At 66.1% G+C, this 13,777-nt stretch carries 12 protein-coding genes; 1 reads left to right on the top strand and 11 read right to left on the bottom strand.

Annotation, left to right across the window (positions count from 1 at the left end; translation table 11 throughout):
* Positions 1 to 83: 83 nt before the first annotated feature.
* On the top strand, positions 84 to 2,309 hold the full coding sequence (locus HPF_RS16280; RefSeq protein WP_165961728.1) for an ATP-binding protein: 2,226 nt from the start codon (positions 84 to 86) through the stop codon (positions 2,307 to 2,309).
* A 7-nt stretch (positions 2,310 to 2,316) separates the two neighbouring features.
* Here the strand turns inward: HPF_RS16280 and tolA are convergent, their stop codons facing one another.
* The 11 genes from tolA to HPF_RS16225 all read right to left on the bottom strand — a co-directional run bounded on the left by tolA (position 2,317) and on the right by HPF_RS16225 (position 13,773).
* Entirely contained in the window at positions 2,317 to 3,222 is a 906-nt protein-coding gene (gene tolA / locus HPF_RS16275; RefSeq protein ID WP_133157201.1) for a cell envelope integrity protein TolA, read from the bottom strand.
* A gap of 10 nt (positions 3,223 to 3,232) precedes the next feature.
* A complete protein-coding gene (locus HPF_RS16270) occupies positions 3,233 to 3,682 on the bottom strand; it encodes a biopolymer transporter ExbD (RefSeq protein WP_133157200.1) in 450 nt (149 codons plus the stop codon).
* A gap of 2 nt (positions 3,683 to 3,684) precedes the next feature.
* Positions 3,685 to 4,389, bottom strand: coding sequence for a protein TolQ (gene tolQ, locus HPF_RS16265; protein ID WP_079367210.1), 705 nt, complete (start codon positions 4,387 to 4,389; stop codon positions 3,685 to 3,687).
* Positions 4,390 to 4,421: 32 nt separating this feature from the next.
* Positions 4,422 to 4,859 (bottom strand): tol-pal system-associated acyl-CoA thioesterase, encoded by a 438-nt coding sequence (ybgC, locus tag HPF_RS16260; RefSeq protein WP_243721601.1) that lies wholly within the window; start codon positions 4,857 to 4,859, stop codon positions 4,422 to 4,424.
* Positions 4,856 to 6,076 (bottom strand): pyridoxal phosphate-dependent aminotransferase, encoded by a 1,221-nt coding sequence (locus tag HPF_RS16255; RefSeq protein ID WP_133158140.1) that lies wholly within the window; start codon positions 6,074 to 6,076, stop codon positions 4,856 to 4,858. Before HPF_RS16255 ends, ybgC begins: the two co-directional genes overlap by 4 nt.
* 17 nt (positions 6,077 to 6,093) lie before the next feature.
* Positions 6,094 to 6,591 (bottom strand): transcription antitermination factor NusB, encoded by a 498-nt coding sequence (gene nusB / locus HPF_RS16250; RefSeq protein ID WP_133157199.1) that lies wholly within the window; start codon positions 6,589 to 6,591, stop codon positions 6,094 to 6,096.
* A 5-nt stretch (positions 6,592 to 6,596) separates the two neighbouring features.
* On the bottom strand, positions 6,597 to 7,061 hold the full coding sequence (gene ribH / locus HPF_RS16245; protein ID WP_079367212.1) for a 6,7-dimethyl-8-ribityllumazine synthase: 465 nt from the start codon (positions 7,059 to 7,061) through the stop codon (positions 6,597 to 6,599).
* Positions 7,062 to 7,083: 22 nt separating this feature from the next.
* Complete coding sequence (locus tag HPF_RS16240; RefSeq protein ID WP_066158405.1) at positions 7,084 to 7,716, bottom strand: riboflavin synthase; 633 nt, start codon at positions 7,714 to 7,716, stop codon at positions 7,084 to 7,086.
* 67 nt (positions 7,717 to 7,783) lie between these two features.
* Complete coding sequence (gene ribD, locus HPF_RS16235) at positions 7,784 to 8,929, bottom strand: bifunctional diaminohydroxyphosphoribosylaminopyrimidine deaminase/5-amino-6-(5-phosphoribosylamino)uracil reductase RibD (protein WP_133157198.1); 1,146 nt, start codon at positions 8,927 to 8,929, stop codon at positions 7,784 to 7,786.
* 4 nt (positions 8,930 to 8,933) lie between these two features.
* The gene (locus tag HPF_RS16230) at positions 8,934 to 9,419 is read right to left on the bottom strand and encodes a type IV pilin protein (protein ID WP_133157197.1); all 486 of its coding nucleotides are present in this window, start codon (positions 9,417 to 9,419) and stop codon (positions 8,934 to 8,936) included.
* 10 nt (positions 9,420 to 9,429) lie between these two features.
* Positions 9,430 to 13,773 carry a pilus assembly protein gene (locus HPF_RS16225; RefSeq protein WP_165961727.1) on the bottom strand — a complete coding sequence of 1,448 codons (4,344 nt, stop codon included), beginning with the start codon at positions 13,771 to 13,773 and terminating at the stop codon, positions 9,430 to 9,432.
* Positions 13,774 to 13,777 lie beyond the last annotated feature (4 nt).

Here is a 13,777-nt window from a genome sequence, read left to right as displayed (position 1 = left end):
CCCAGGGATTTGCCAATCCTGTCACGCTGAGGCGGGTCTCGTCGTTCAAGTCGGCGCGGGTCGGGTCGATGACTTCGACAACCATGAAACTGCAATACAAGGCCTGGGCGCTGGTCTTTGCCATCGTCGGGCTCGCCGCCGGCTCGGCCATGCTGGGCGCCCGATACATTGTTGGCGAATCGTTCGCCCAGCTCGAAGCCGAGCGTGCCCAGCGCGAAGGAGAGCGGGCACGGCGGGTGCTCGACCAGCAGGTGCAGGCCCTCAGCGCCACCGCGCGCGACTACGCGCAGTGGGTGGACGCGGTCGACTTCCTGCAGGGGCGCAAACCCGAGTTCATGGACGACAACTTCGACGTGGGCAACCTGGGGTATCTGCGCATCTCCGAAGTGGCGGTGTTCGACGCAAAGGGCCGGCTGGTCTCCAGCGTCACCGTGGACGAGCAGGGCCGCAAGGTGGTGGTGCCCGATGTGCGGATCGAGTCGATCAGGCCCCTGGCCCGGGAGGTGCTGGCGTCCCCCGACCCTCTGCACTCGCTCCAGACCCTGCGCGTCGCCGATGGCCAGCTGGACCTGGTGGCCGCGGCCTCGGTGCAAAAGCCCGGCGTCCGCGGGGAACCCGCGGTCGGGGCCATCGTCATGGTGCGTCGTTTCGACCAGGCCGAGCTGGCGCGTTTTTCCGAGGTGTTGATGACGCCGGCGACCCTGTCGTTCGACGCGCCCGACCATCGCGGACAGGACCTGCACCTCGAGCCGGTCGACAACCGGCACGCCGACCTGCACGCGGTGCTCAAGGACCACCAGGGCCGGCCGGTCGCGGAACTGGTGCTCACGCTGGACCGTTCCCTTGAGGAGCAGGGCCGGGTGCTGACCTGGAAGGGCATGGGGCTGTCGGCGCTGGCCGGTTTGCTCGCCAGTGTGGTGCTGGTGCTGCTGCTGGATCGTCTGGTGCTGCGCCGCCTGCAGAAGCTGCACCACGATGTGAACCGCATCACGGTGGACGGGCCCACCGCGGGCCACGAGGTCCAGGTGGGCGGTGACGACGAACTCACCCAGCTGGCCGAGGGCGTGAATGCCCTGCTGGGCCGCGTCCGCTCCGATGCCCAGGCGCAGCGCGAGGCGCATGTGCAGCAGGAGGCCTTGCAGGTGCAGCTCATGCAGTCGCAGAAGACCGAGGCGCTGGGTCGGCTGACCGGCGGCATCGCACACGATTTCAACAACTCGCTGGCGGCCATCACGGGCTGGATCCGCCTGGCCAGCGAAGACCTGGACAGCGCGCACCCGAGCCACGAAGCTCTTCAGCAGGCGCTCAAGTCGACGCGATACGCCGATGGGTTGATGCGCCAGCTGCTGGCCTTCGGCCGGCAGTCCGCGCCCCGGCTGCGGCGGCTGCACTGGGCGGCGCTGATCGAGGAGACGAAGGTCATGGTCTCCGCCGGTCTGACCCGCGACTGCGAACTGGTGGTGCACTACGAGGTGGACGACGACGAGGTCGACGCCGACCCCACCCAACTGCAGCAGGTGCTGGTGAACCTGCTGATCAACGCGGCCGATGCCATGAAAGGGCAGGGACGCATCGATCTCACGCTGGGTTCGGTGGAGTTTCCACCCGGGCGTGGCCACGAACTGCCCGCCGGTGCCACCGGTCTCCCCGACGGGCGCTATCTGGTGCTGCGGGTGCGCGACCATGGGCCGGGCATACCGCCCGAGCACGTGGACCGGGTGTTCGACCCCTTCTTCACCACCAAGGCCAAGGGCAGGGGCACCGGACTGGGCCTCTCGGTGGCGCAAGGCATCATGGCGCGCCACCACGGGTCCCTGGGCCTGGTCAACAGCCCGGACGGTGCGTGCTTTGTGCTGTGCCTGCCCGCCAGCCGGCGCGACGAGGCGGTGGCCTCCGTCACCACCCCGGGCGGGCCGGGCAAGGGTCGGCAGCTGCTGTTTGTAGACGACGACCAGTCGGTGCGCCACGCCTGGGCCGCGCTGCTGGAGCGCAAGGGCTGGCACGTCACGCGCTCACGCGACGGCGAAGAGGCCTGGAGCCAGCTCTCGCAGACGGGCAAGCACTTCGACGTGGTCCTGACCGACCAGTCGATGCCCCGCCTGGACGGGGTGGGGCTGGCGCAGCGGATCAAGGCCACCCGCACACCGCCGCCGGTGGTGCTGATGAGTGGTCACGTCGACGAGGTCGAGGCGGGCCTGCTCAAGACCCTGTTCGCCGCCGTGATGCACAAACCGGTGGACCCCACCGAGCTGGACCGGGTGCTGCAGGGGCTGTCGTTGCCGGAAGAGGCCTCGGCGACCCCGCCATGAACGCGGGTCAGTCTGTCGGGCGGACCACGATGATGATGGGCGAGGGAACCCGGCCATCGACATCGCGTGGCAGAGAACCGGTCCGGTCGATGGCCTTCAGGGCGGCCTCGTCCCAGGCTGGGTTGCCGCTGCTGTCGACCACGCGCCGCGAGGTGATGGTGCCGTCCGACAGCGCGCGCACCTCGATCTCCGTGCGCAGCGAGCGCGGGAAATCCTCCGTGTAGCGGATGTTGGGACTGACCTTGGCCCGCACGCGGGCACCATAACCCGAGGACGGCCCGCTGGACTGCTGAGCAGAGCCACGGGCCTCGGGGCCGCCGCTGGCACCGGCCTGACCCATGATCCGGCGCATTTGCTCATCACGAAGCGCTTTTTGATTCGCCTCCTCACGCTGGCGCGCTTCGGCAGCTTTCCGGTCCTGTTCTTTCTTTGCAAGCTCTTTATTCTTTTGTTCCTCGGCCTTCTTCGCAGCTAGTTCTTTATCGCGCTCTGCTTTGTCCTCAGCCGCCTTTTTTTTCTTCGCGGCTTCTTCAAGCGCACGCTTCTTCTCATCTTGCAGCTTCTTCTGCTTGGCCTTTTCGGTCGCAATGTCCGGCTGCTTCACCGCCGGCTGGGGCGGTGGTGGCTCGGGCTTGGGTTCCGGCTTCGGTTCGGGTTTGGGCTCCGGCCGGGGCTCGGGTTCGGGTTCGGGTGGAGGCGGCGGGGGCTCCACCGCACGGGGCGCGGCCTCGCGCGGCAGGGCCGACCAGATCTCGGCTTCGAACGCCACTGGCGGTTCGTCCTGTTTCCAGTGCACTCCCCAGGTCAGGGCCGCCATCAGCAGCACGTGCGCGCCCAGGGCCAGCGCCAGCGGCGTTCCCCAGCGGCCGGAGCGCGGCGGCTTGAAGTCGATGGCGTCGGTGATGATCTGCATGTCCGGGCGTTCAGCGGCTGGCCTGGACCGCCAGGCCCACGCGGTCGACGCCCGCGCGCTTGAGCGTGTCCATGGTCTTCACCACGGTGTCGTACTTGATGTCCTTGTCGGCGCTGATGACCACCGGCACGGCGTCGGCCGGGGTGCCCGCTTCGGCTGCGGTGCCCTGCAGCTTGCGGACCTCGCCGGCCAGCTGCGGCAGCTTGACGCCCTGGCCGCCCTTGCTCGCCGAGCCCAGGCGCACCTGGATGGTTTCGTCCTTGCTGATCACGACCTGAACGAAGCTCTTGGGCTGCGCATCGGCCTGGCCCACGCTGGGCAGGCTGATCTGGCTGGGAGAGATGAGGGGTGCGGTCACCATGAAGATGATCAGCAGCACCAGCATCACGTCGATGAACGGGACCATGTTGATCTCGTTCTTGGTGCGGCGGGTGCGACCCCGCGATGAGACAGCGGCCATGTTCAGTGTCCCGACGGCGTGGCCTGGCTGGGCTGCTGGCCCAGGTTGCGGTGCAGGATGTTGGAGAACTCTTCCATGAAGGTCTCCATGCGGTTGGCGACGCGGTCGATGTCGGTCGCAAAGCGGTTGTAGGCCACCACCGCCGGAATCGCGGCGAACAGGCCAATGGCGGTCGCCACCAGGGCCTCGGCGATGCCGGGCGCCACCGTGGCCAGCGTCACCTGGGCCAGCGCGGCCAGGCCGGTGAAGGCGTGCATGATGCCCCAGACTGTGCCGAACAGGCCCACATACGGGGCCACCGAGCCGACCGTACCCAGAAAGGAAAGGTTGGTTTCCAGCACGTCGATTTCGCGCTGGAAGCTCGCCCGCATGGCACGGCGCGCACCGTCGAGCAGGGCGCCCGCGTCGGTGATGCGGCGCTCGCGCAGCTTATGGTACTCGCGCATGCCGCTGGCGAAGATGCGCTCCATCGGCCCGCCGTGGCGCGCGCTCTGGGCCGCGGCCGAGTAGAGGTCGTTCAGGTTGGTGCCCGACCAGAACTCTTTCTCGAAGTCCTCGTTGTGGCGGTTGACGCGCTTGAGGGTGAACACCTTGCGGAAGATGGCCGCCCAGCTGATCACGGACACGAGGACCAGCAGCACCACCACGGCCTGCACGACCCAGCTCGCGTTGAGCATCAACTGGACGATGGAAAGATCTTGGGACATGTCGATGGAGGACTTGGAGTCGGGTCAGAGGGTCATTGGTTCCCGGGGGCGAGTGCCTGCAGCACGGCTGTCGGGATGCGCTGGGGTCGAAGCTGCACCGCATCGACCCAGCCGATGCGGATGCTGCCTTCGCAAAGCAGGATCGGTGCCGAGCCGTCGGCGGGCTGCAGCGAGGCGGTCTGCTCGATTGTGAGCGAGGCCCGGCCCGGTTCCGTCACGCGGGCGGTAACAGTGAGCAAATCGTCGAGCCGAGCCGGGCGGTGGTAGCGCAGCTGCGTGCCCGTCACCACAAACATGCCGCCCACCTGCTCGCGCAGTTTCTGCTGCTCCACCCCCAGGTGGCGCAGCCACTCGGTGCGCGCGCGCTCGAAGAACTTGAGGTAGTTGGCGTAGAACACGATGCCGCCGGCATCGGTGTCCTCCCAGTAGATGCGCACCGGCCATCTGAAGGTCGTGTCCACAGGGCTCACAGCGCGGCCTCCAGCCGGTGCACCGCTTCCTGCAACTGGGGCAGGGCATTGGCGGTGGAGAAGCGCAGGTAGCGGCCGGGGTCGGCCAGACCGAAATCGCGCCCGGGTGTGGTGGCCAGCTGGCAGCGGCGCATCAGCTCGAAGGCCAGCGCCCAGCTGCCACCTTCCTCAGGCCGTCCGTCCGGTGCCTTCAGGCCCCAGCGGTCGCACAGCGTGGAGACATCGGCCCAGGCGTAGAACGCGCCGTCGGGCATCACCGGGACCGGCAGGCCCAGGCGGTCGAGCGCGGGGATGAAGAAGTCGCGCCGCGCCTTGAACTCGGCGCGACGGCGTTCGTACTCGGCCAGGCTCTCGGGTTCGAAGCAGGCCAGCGCCGCATGCTGGGCGACCGTGCTGGCGCAGATGAAGAGGTTCTGGGCCAGCCGCTCCACCGCCGGCACCAGCGCGGGCGGCAGCACCAGCCAGCCCAGGCGCCAGCCGGTCATGTTGAAGTACTTGGAGAAGCTGTTGACGCTGATCACCTCGTCGCCCAGACCGTCGGGCAGTCCCAGCGCGCTGTGGCCGTAGGCGTCGTCGTAGGACAGGCCCAGGTAGATCTCGTCGACCAGGGTGACCCCGCCTTTTTCCCGCACGAAGCGGGCGATGCGCTCCAGTTCGGCGCGGGCGATCGAGGTGCCGGTGGGGTTGGACGGCGAGGCCAGCAGCACGCCGCGCGTGGCCTCACCCCAAGCCGAGGCCACATGGTCGGCGCTGAGCTGGAAGCGGTCTTCGGGGCCGGACGGAATCAGCACGGGCGTGCCCTCGGCCGCCTGTACGAACTGGCGGTTGCAGGGATAGCACGGGTCGGGCATCAGCACCTCGTCACCGGCCTCGATCAGCGCCAGGCAGGCCAGCTGCAGTGCTGCCGAGGCCCCGGCGGTGACGACGATGCGGGCCGGGTCGATGTCCAGACCAAAACGGCTGGCGTACCAGCCGCTGATGGCCTCGCGCAGAGCGGGCAGGCCGGTGGCCGGCGTGTACTGGCTGCGGCCATCGCGGATCGCGCGTTCGGCCGCCGCCTGCACCGGTGCGGGCGCGGTGAAGTCCGGCTCGCCGATGTTCAGGTAGATCATCGGCCGGTCACCCGGGCGGGCCAGCCGCGCCATGTCGGCCGCGGCCTTGGCCAGCTCCATCACATAGAAAGGTTCGACGCGCCGGGCGCGGCGGGACAGGCGCAAAGGGTCCGGGCGCAACGTCATTCCGCCTTGGACGACTTGCGCGCGCCAGCCGATGCCGCTGCCGCTTCGTGTGGGCGCAGCCGGGCGCCGAGCTGGTGCAGCACCCCGTTGACGTACTTGTGGCCATCGGTGCCGCCGAAGGACTTGGCCAGCTCGACGCACTCGTTGATCACGACGCGCAGCGGCACGTCCAGGCAGTGCTGAAGCTCGTACGCGCCGATCCACAGCACGCCGTGTTCGATCGGCGAGATCTCGGCCATCGGCCGGTCCAGCAGCGGCGTGATGAGCGCATCCAGCGAATCGGCCTGCTCCACGCAGCCGTGCAGCAGCGCGTCATAGTGGGCGCTGTCGGCCTTGTGGAAGCCGGAGAGGTCGCGCGTGAAGGTGTCGATGTCGCTGGCCGTGTTGCGGCCCACCAGGTGCTGGTACAGCGCCTGCAGCGCGAACTCCCGCGCCCGGGTGCGCGCCGACTTGTCGGCCGCCTTGCGCGGTTTGATGGGGCTCTGGTCGTTCATGGAGTTCAACCGATCTGCTCCAGCACATGGGCCATTTCGACCGCCACGCGCGCCGCGTCGCGGCCCTTTTCGGTCTGGCGGGCCACGGCCTGTTCCAGGTTCTCGGTGGTGAGGATGGCGTTGGCGATCGGGGTGTGGGTGTCCAGCGACACCCGGCTGACGCCGGCGCCCGATTCGTTGGCCACCAGTTCGAAGTGGTAGGTCTCGCCGCGGATGATGCAGCCCAGCGCGATCAGTGCGTCGTACTCGTCCTGCTCGGCCATGGCCTGCAGGGCGATGGGCACCTCCAGGGCGCCTGGCACCGTCACGCGGGTGATGTGCTTTTCCTGCACGCCCAGCGCGAGCAGCTCGGCGTGACACGCCTCGAACAGCGCGTTGGTGATGCCTTCGTTGAAGCGGGCCTGGACGATGCCGATGGAGAGCTTCTTGCCGTCTAGCAGGCTGGTGCTGCCTTTGTCTGCGCCAAACATGGGGGTCTTTCTTGGGTGGGGGTCAGTTCTGGGAGGGCGCTGCGCCGAGCATGCGCTCGACATAACGTGCCACGGTGTCGATTTCCAGGTTCACTGCGCTGCCAGCGCGCAAGTCGCCCAGGGTGGTGTTCTGGACGGTGTGCGGAATCAGGTTGATGCTGAACTCGCAGCCATCCGGGCGGTCTTCGATGCGGTTCACGGTCAGGCTCACGCCATTGATCGTGATCGAGCCTTTGTAGGCGAGGTATTTGGCCAGGGCCGGCGGCGCGAGCACGCGCAGCTCCCAGCTCTCGCCCACGCGCTCGAAATGGGTGACCTGCCCGACGCCATCGACGTGGCCCGACACGATGTGGCCGCCCAGCCGGTCGTTCGCCCGCAAAGCCTTTTCGAGATTGACCCGGTGACCGGCTTCGGCCAGCCCGGTGGTCTTGGAGAGGGATTCGGCCGAAACGTCGATGGTGAAGCGGGAGGCGGCGGCGTCGAGGGTCGTGACGGTCATGCAGGCGCCGTTGTGGGCGATGCTGTCGCCCAGGGCGACGTCGTCGAGGTAGCCCGGTGGCGCCTCGATCGTCAGGCGCCTGCCGTGGTCCAAAGAGCTGCCCAGGGGGTGAAGGTCGGCGATGCGGCCCACACCGGTGATGATGCCGGTAAACATCTGCGTATTTTCGCAGGGTTTGGCCCGGCGCCGCGCGTGGCGTCAAAAGGCCGGCGATTTGCTGGTCTCAGGCGTGCAGGAAACGGTCCCGACCCTGCACCCGCGCGAGGATGCGCAGGTCTTCGCCCACCGGTTCCACCGAGGCGAACCGCAGGGGCAGGCGCTGGTCCAGCGACTGCAAGGGCCCCCAGCTGGCCAACGCCGCCCCGCCGACACCCAGCATCTGGGGGGCCACATACAGCAGGAACTCGTCGACCAGGCCTTCGCGGATGAAGGAGCCGTTGAGCTTGTGGCCGGCTTCCAGGTGCAGCTCGTTCACCTCCCGGGTAGCCAGGTCGCGCAGCATGGCGGCCAGATCGACCTTGCCGCCCGGGCCGGGCAGGGGGATCACGGTGGCACCCAGCTGCTCCAGCGCCGTCTGGCGGCTGGTATCGGATGCGGCGCAGTAGATGAAGATGCGGCGCGCCAGCCCCTGCGCCGGAGCCTGGAACAGGCGGGCGGTGGGCGGGGTTTCGAGCTTGCTGTCGACAACCACCAGATGGGGTTGCCGGGGCGTGGGCACCTGCCGCACGTCCAGCATGGGGTCGTCCTCCAGCACGGTGCCGATGCCCGTCAGCACCGCGCAGGCCCGCGCACGCCAGGCGTGGCCGTCCGCGCGGGCAGCCTCCCCGGTGATCCACTGGCTGACGCCATTGCCCAGGGCGGTGACCCCGTCCAGTGACATCGCCGCTTTCATGCGAACCCAGGGGGTGCCACGGATCATGCGGCTGAAGAAGCCGATGTTCAGGTCGCGGGAGGCGAGGGCTGCCTCGCTTTCCGAAGGAACGAGTTCGACCTGGATGCCCGCAGCACGAAGTCGGTCCAGGCCTCGCCCGGCCACTTTCGGGTTCGGATCGCCCGTTGCGACGACCACCTTGGCCACGCCGGCTTCGATCAGCGCGTCGCAGCAAGGAGGGGTACGGCCATGGTGGGAGCAGGGCTCCAGGGTGACATATGCCGCCGCGCCCCGGGTAGATTCGCCGCGCTGCGCAGCATCTCGCAGCGCCATCACCTCAGCGTGCGGCCCTCCAGCTTGTTGGGTGTGGCCTTGACCAATTTTCCGCCCATCGGGTGCGAGGAGCACGCAGCCGACGCGGGGGTTGGGGTTGGACAGTGTCAAGGACTGCCGAGCCCTTTGGAGGGCGCCGGACAGCGGACCTACATCCGTCGGCATGCGATCAGGATGCCTTGAAGCATTCAGCGACGGTGGTGCCAGATGCGTTGTTGCTCAAGGTCTTGACACCGGTATTGGTAATGGTGAGGTCGCCGCAGCGGTCGTTTGCCATGCTGCCTGTGCGCTCGGCGCGCAGGGTGAAGGACGACGCCGATGCGGCTGTGGTGGTGTCCACCTCATCGTCGTCTTCAATCAACTGGATGTTGTATGCGGCCGGACCCGATCCAGCGCGCGGCGAGGTGACCAGCCCTGCCGGCAAGGAGGCACCCTCAAACGTGTCCTGTGCACTGTAGAACCGTCGCATGTACTGCTCGGCTTCCATCAGCGCCCGCTGGGCGTCGGCCCGGCGTGACTTGGCCACTTGCTCCTGATACGAGGGATAGGCGATCGCGGCCAGGATGCCGATGATGGCAACGACGATCATCACCTCGATCAGAGTGAAGCCGCCATGAGTCTGGCGGTGGGCAGCGAACGTTCGGGTTCTGTTCATTGGTCTGGTCTCAGTTGCTCGGTGGGGCGCTCAGCTGAAACTGGGTGCGACTCCAGCCGGTGGTCGGACAGTAGACGCCTGCGCCCAGTGGTGTTTCTTCCGTGCCAAGAATGATGCCTCGCATGGTCCGGCACTTCGGCGCTCTCCCCGCATCGCTCATCGACGACTCACCAGCCGCTTCGTCGGCAGCCTTTTCCATGCGGTCTGTAATGCTCTCGGCCACTTGTGGGTCACTGGGGTCACCGGTGTCGGTCTGAGGGTCGTCGGGCAGGGCGGTGCCGTCTGGACGCGAGCGGAAGCGGCTTACGGAGATGCCGCGCGTGAATCCTCCCAGCGGGGCGAAGGCCACGGCGTATCCGGCATCGACTCTGCTGTCGCTGTTCGAGTCCCAGGCATCCAGGCGCCCGTCGCCGTCGACGTCGAACGAACGGCTCAGCTCTGGAGATGCGCTTTGAGCATTCACGATGTACACGTAGTTGCCGGGCAGAGAAGCCGCGGTGCACATTTCGCCCTCTGGAGGGGGGCGCAGCACGGTGGACGTGATGATCACGCTGCGACCGAAGTTCTGCACATCGGCGATGGAACGCTCGCCTGCCCGCAATGCGTTGTCCCGCTGATGAACGTTGTTCATGCGCATGAACCAGCCGCGTTGGTTTTCCCAATCGATGGTGTCGCCGGTAATGGCGTAGTAGAAGAAGCCATTTCGAGACGCTTCAGATGCTTGGACGACTGTTCGCTCCTCCAGTTGCGACTGATCAACCGGTGTGAAGGTCTCATTGTTGAGCATGGTTCCATCAAGGTTTTGCCGGTCCCAAATGCCGTAGATCGTTTGCTCGCCCAGGTCTTCCAGATGGTCTTCGTCCAGCAGGATGCCTGTGCCAAACACCACAATGAAGCCGCCGGCCTCATGTGCTTGCCAGGCAGGATGCCCGTAGATGGGGCGGTTGCCCGGCACTGTGAACAGGGGACGATTGTGTTCAACATGCCAGGTGGACGGATCTCCGGACAGATTGAATTTCCACAGTTGGCCCATGGCGTCGCCAGCGTAGGCGGCAACCACCCGTGTGTTGGTGCCGTAGCTGCGCAACAGGGTGACGCCACTGAGGCCATCTCCGGCCGGGTACGCGTCGGGCAGCGGAATGGTCCGGATGACTTCGCCGGTCACGGCGTCGAGAACCACCAGTCCGTTCTTTTCACCGTTGGGCTCCCCGTTGTAATGGCCGTTGTTGATCGCCACGATCCAGCGACCACGCCGGGCGTTGGTCGCATCTGAAAGGTCCTCGGTCTGACCGCTGCGGGCCGAGTTGGACATGTAGCCCGTGGTCACGTCGCTACCGTCGGCGTTGTCGATCACGTCGGGTCCTGTCTCCCACAGGAAATCCTGCCGATCAGGAATGCGGTTGGGCGTTATGCCAGGCTTGATAGGGGAGTTGACTCCGTAAACCAGTCTTTCACCTCGACCACCAGTACCGACCGCCAGATGGCGCCATGCGCGCCACTCGTTGGCTGCTGTGAGTCCTTCTGCGTTGGCTTTGCGGCGATCAAAGATGTCGTTCTCGGTGATCGGACCATCGAGCACGTACTCGAAGGTGTACGGCTCGTCTGCGAAGTTGAGCATGCGCCGGAGGCTGCGGCGCGGCATGACCGCTGCCAGTTCGGTGCCCGCCTCTGCGGAAAAGGCGTGCATCGTCCCCGCGTTGGTGGCCACGAACAGAGATGCGGGGTAGCCGCGCTTGCGGTTGGTGTAGTCCACATAGCTTCCGCGTCCATCCACGCCGCCGCTGCCGTCCTGGTCGTATGCATAGTCACGTCCTCCACCCATGAACACCGCAGGCGGGTTGACCATGGCTGCGATTTTTGACTCGCGCTGCCTGAAGAGCATCCCATAGCTGTCCAGTGCCGTGTTGTCGCCTCGCAGGTAGTTGATGAAGCTGGCATCGCTGCGAATACGTCCTGCGTCGGGCCCGGTGGCCAGTGCACTCTGAATGTCGCTTTGCAGTCCACTGAACGAACCAATGAAATCGACGGGCTGATTCAGGCTGTGCATGGTGAAGACGCGGCGGGCTGAATGGCTCGGCATCAACTGGTTGGCCGACCACACGGTGACGCCCGTTTCGCTGCCATCGGCCGCGAGTTGCCGCGCCAGGATGTCTCCGGTGTTGTACATGGTTCGGTAGGACACCGTGTACTTGAGGCGCCCGGCCAGAGTGCTGTTGTCGCCCCCGCCAGTGTTGACGGATACACCAGCATCTCTCCCGGACGCACCGAGGATCTCGGCCAGGACGGTGTTGAAGATGGACTTCACGTCGTCGGCCGTCTTGGCGCTGAACGAACGAGCGCCCCCGGTATAGCCGGCGTGGATGAAGTCGTCCACCCGGGTCTGTGCGCCGCTGGTCAAGAGATTTCCAGTAGGAAAGGCCGGTGGCAAGGTGGTGCCACCAAGGCCATTCAGCTTGTACTGGGTGATGTACTCATTGATCTGGCGGAACGAGAGACCAGGAGGCAGGGGGGCCGGCGCAGGGGGCGCCTCTCCAGCAGACGGTTCGATGAGGTAACCCACCGTGTAGGTGGTCATGTTCTGCCAGAACGTTGGCTGACCGTTGCCGTTCTGGATGTTGTCGTCCAGCCCGGGGTGCATGTCGGTGTGCCAGTAGTAGCGGGCCGTCAGGTCTGCCAGGCTGCCCGTGCCCGTGCTAGGAAAGGGGACGTACCTCGCGCGGCCAGCCGGGGTGTTGATTCCGGTTGGGGAGTAGCTGAACGACTCCGTAGTGCCATCGGCGCGGGTCCGGGAGAACGTCGGGCCGTTGATGTTGTCGTAGTCAAGACCAGGGACAGTGGGACCCCAGGGAGCACCAGACGTCCAGCCACCGTCGGAAAACAGCAGGTTAAAGGACCGGCGGCAGCTCATTTCGGGAGTGCTCGAGTCGGTTGGGTCGGTGCGCCACGGATTTTCCGTCACACCAGCCTGCATGCTGTAGTAACTGGCGGCCCGTTCGACGGCGAAGTGCAGTGGCGTCCCTCCTTGAGACACCATGGTGTTGAGCCAGTTGAAGAGCTCGTTGTTGGCGGTCGAGCCTCGGTTGAGCATTCGTACCCCTCGCGACAGCGTCGCAGGAGCGCCGGCACCGGGCGGCAGCGTCAGCGGACCGTCATACCGCTGGTTGATGGGCAGGTACCCGATCCGCAGCTCATTGTCGAACTTGGAGGGGATATTGAGTGCGCCGGTGGCATCGGTGTCCGCAAGTGCAAGGCCGATGGCCGTGCTGGTGGCCAGTTGCCGCGTGCTGTACCAGCGGTACCAGTTCAGGATGTTGGCGACCTCCTGGGCGTTGTTGCAGACATTGGCTGTGCAGTCTGTGCGGTTGTTGGGGGTCGGGATGGTGTAGGTGGCGGTGTCGCCGAGCCTCACATCGACCCTTGTGCGGGCTGCGCACCCTGTTTCCTGTCCCAGCGCATTGGTGACCACGTTGCTGCAGTAGGCGTAGCTGAAAGTGGTTGCAGGGCCTGCGGTCGGTGCCGTGGTATAGGCGATGTGCTGGGGAATCTTCAGTGTGTACTGGAGGTTGTAGCGAGAGGTGAACCCGGTGGGAGCAAGCGTGTTGACATGCCCTTGGGAATTCCGTGTGGCGGCGCTGCCCGCTGGAGGCGATGCGGCGTTGTCCGCATACATCGAGTGATAGATGCGGAAGTCGCTTGGAGCAACGCTTCGCTGATAGACGGTGTACCGGAAGTCCGCGGAGTTCTGGTTCGATACCCAGACCACGTTGTAGGTCAACCCTCTCTCCGAGGCCGGAACCGTTGCTGGAAGCAGCGGGTCGCGTGGGTTCACGATCGCGCCGCTGCCATCGACCCGTGGGAGGTACCTGACGCGCGGGTTGTAATAAATCGGGTTCACCTCGGCCGAACGCTGGGCGGACCAGTTCAGGATGTTCTGGTCTGGCGTGTACGCCAAGGACACATTAGTGCGGGCCTGGGTGACCCAATTGCCGGAAACCCTAACCCGCTGGTAGCAGGTATAGACGGCTGGGGGACCGTTGGTCGTGTTCGCTTCCTGGCCCACGCCGTTTGCGAAGGTGGTTGCGTCCGTGGACGAGCTTCTGGAGTACGGCGATGGGCAATATCTCCTTTGGTACTCGTTGCTGTCGGTAACGTTGTAGGTTTCGTGATAAGTGAACGCCATGGACCCCGAGTTGTCCAGCGCCACCATCAGGTTGGGCTTGGCGCCAGACTGGTTGGTCAGCAGCGGACGGTTCGCTGGCTGGGCCCAGACTTGCATGGCGGGCAGCAGCAACGCCCCGAGGGCGGCCGACCAGAGCAGGCGGCGTGCGAGCCGATTTGTGACAGGGGAGTTCATGGAC

This window comes from Hydrogenophaga pseudoflava (assembly GCF_004353865.1).
GTDB classification, from domain to species: Bacteria; Pseudomonadota; Gammaproteobacteria; order Burkholderiales; family Burkholderiaceae_C; genus Hydrogenophaga; species Hydrogenophaga pseudoflava.
This window is presented reverse-complemented; position numbering and strand designations above follow the sequence as displayed.

Coding starts and splice junctions, on each gene's coding strand:
- HPF_RS16240 (WP_066158405.1), bottom strand. CDS start 7,716: ATGTTTACCGGCATCATCACCGGTGTGGGCCGCATCGCCGACCTTCAC.
- HPF_RS16230 (WP_133157197.1), bottom strand. CDS start 9,419: ATGAACAGAACCCGAACGTTCGCTGCCCACCGCCAGACTCATGGCGGC.
- ribD (WP_133157198.1), bottom strand. CDS start 8,929: ATGCCGACGGATGTAGGTCCGCTGTCCGGCGCCCTCCAAAGGGCTCGG.
- tolQ (WP_079367210.1), bottom strand. CDS start 4,389: ATGTCCCAAGATCTTTCCATCGTCCAGTTGATGCTCAACGCGAGCTGG.
- HPF_RS16225 (WP_165961727.1), bottom strand. CDS start 13,773: ATGAACTCCCCTGTCACAAATCGGCTCGCACGCCGCCTGCTCTGGTCG.
- HPF_RS16280 (WP_165961728.1), top strand. CDS start 84: ATGAAACTGCAATACAAGGCCTGGGCGCTGGTCTTTGCCATCGTCGGG.
- HPF_RS16270 (WP_133157200.1), bottom strand. CDS start 3,682: ATGGCCGCTGTCTCATCGCGGGGTCGCACCCGCCGCACCAAGAACGAG.
- nusB (WP_133157199.1), bottom strand. CDS start 6,591: ATGAACGACCAGAGCCCCATCAAACCGCGCAAGGCGGCCGACAAGTCG.
- ribH (WP_079367212.1), bottom strand. CDS start 7,061: ATGTTTGGCGCAGACAAAGGCAGCACCAGCCTGCTAGACGGCAAGAAG.
- tolA (WP_133157201.1), bottom strand. CDS start 3,222: ATGCAGATCATCACCGACGCCATCGACTTCAAGCCGCCGCGCTCCGGC.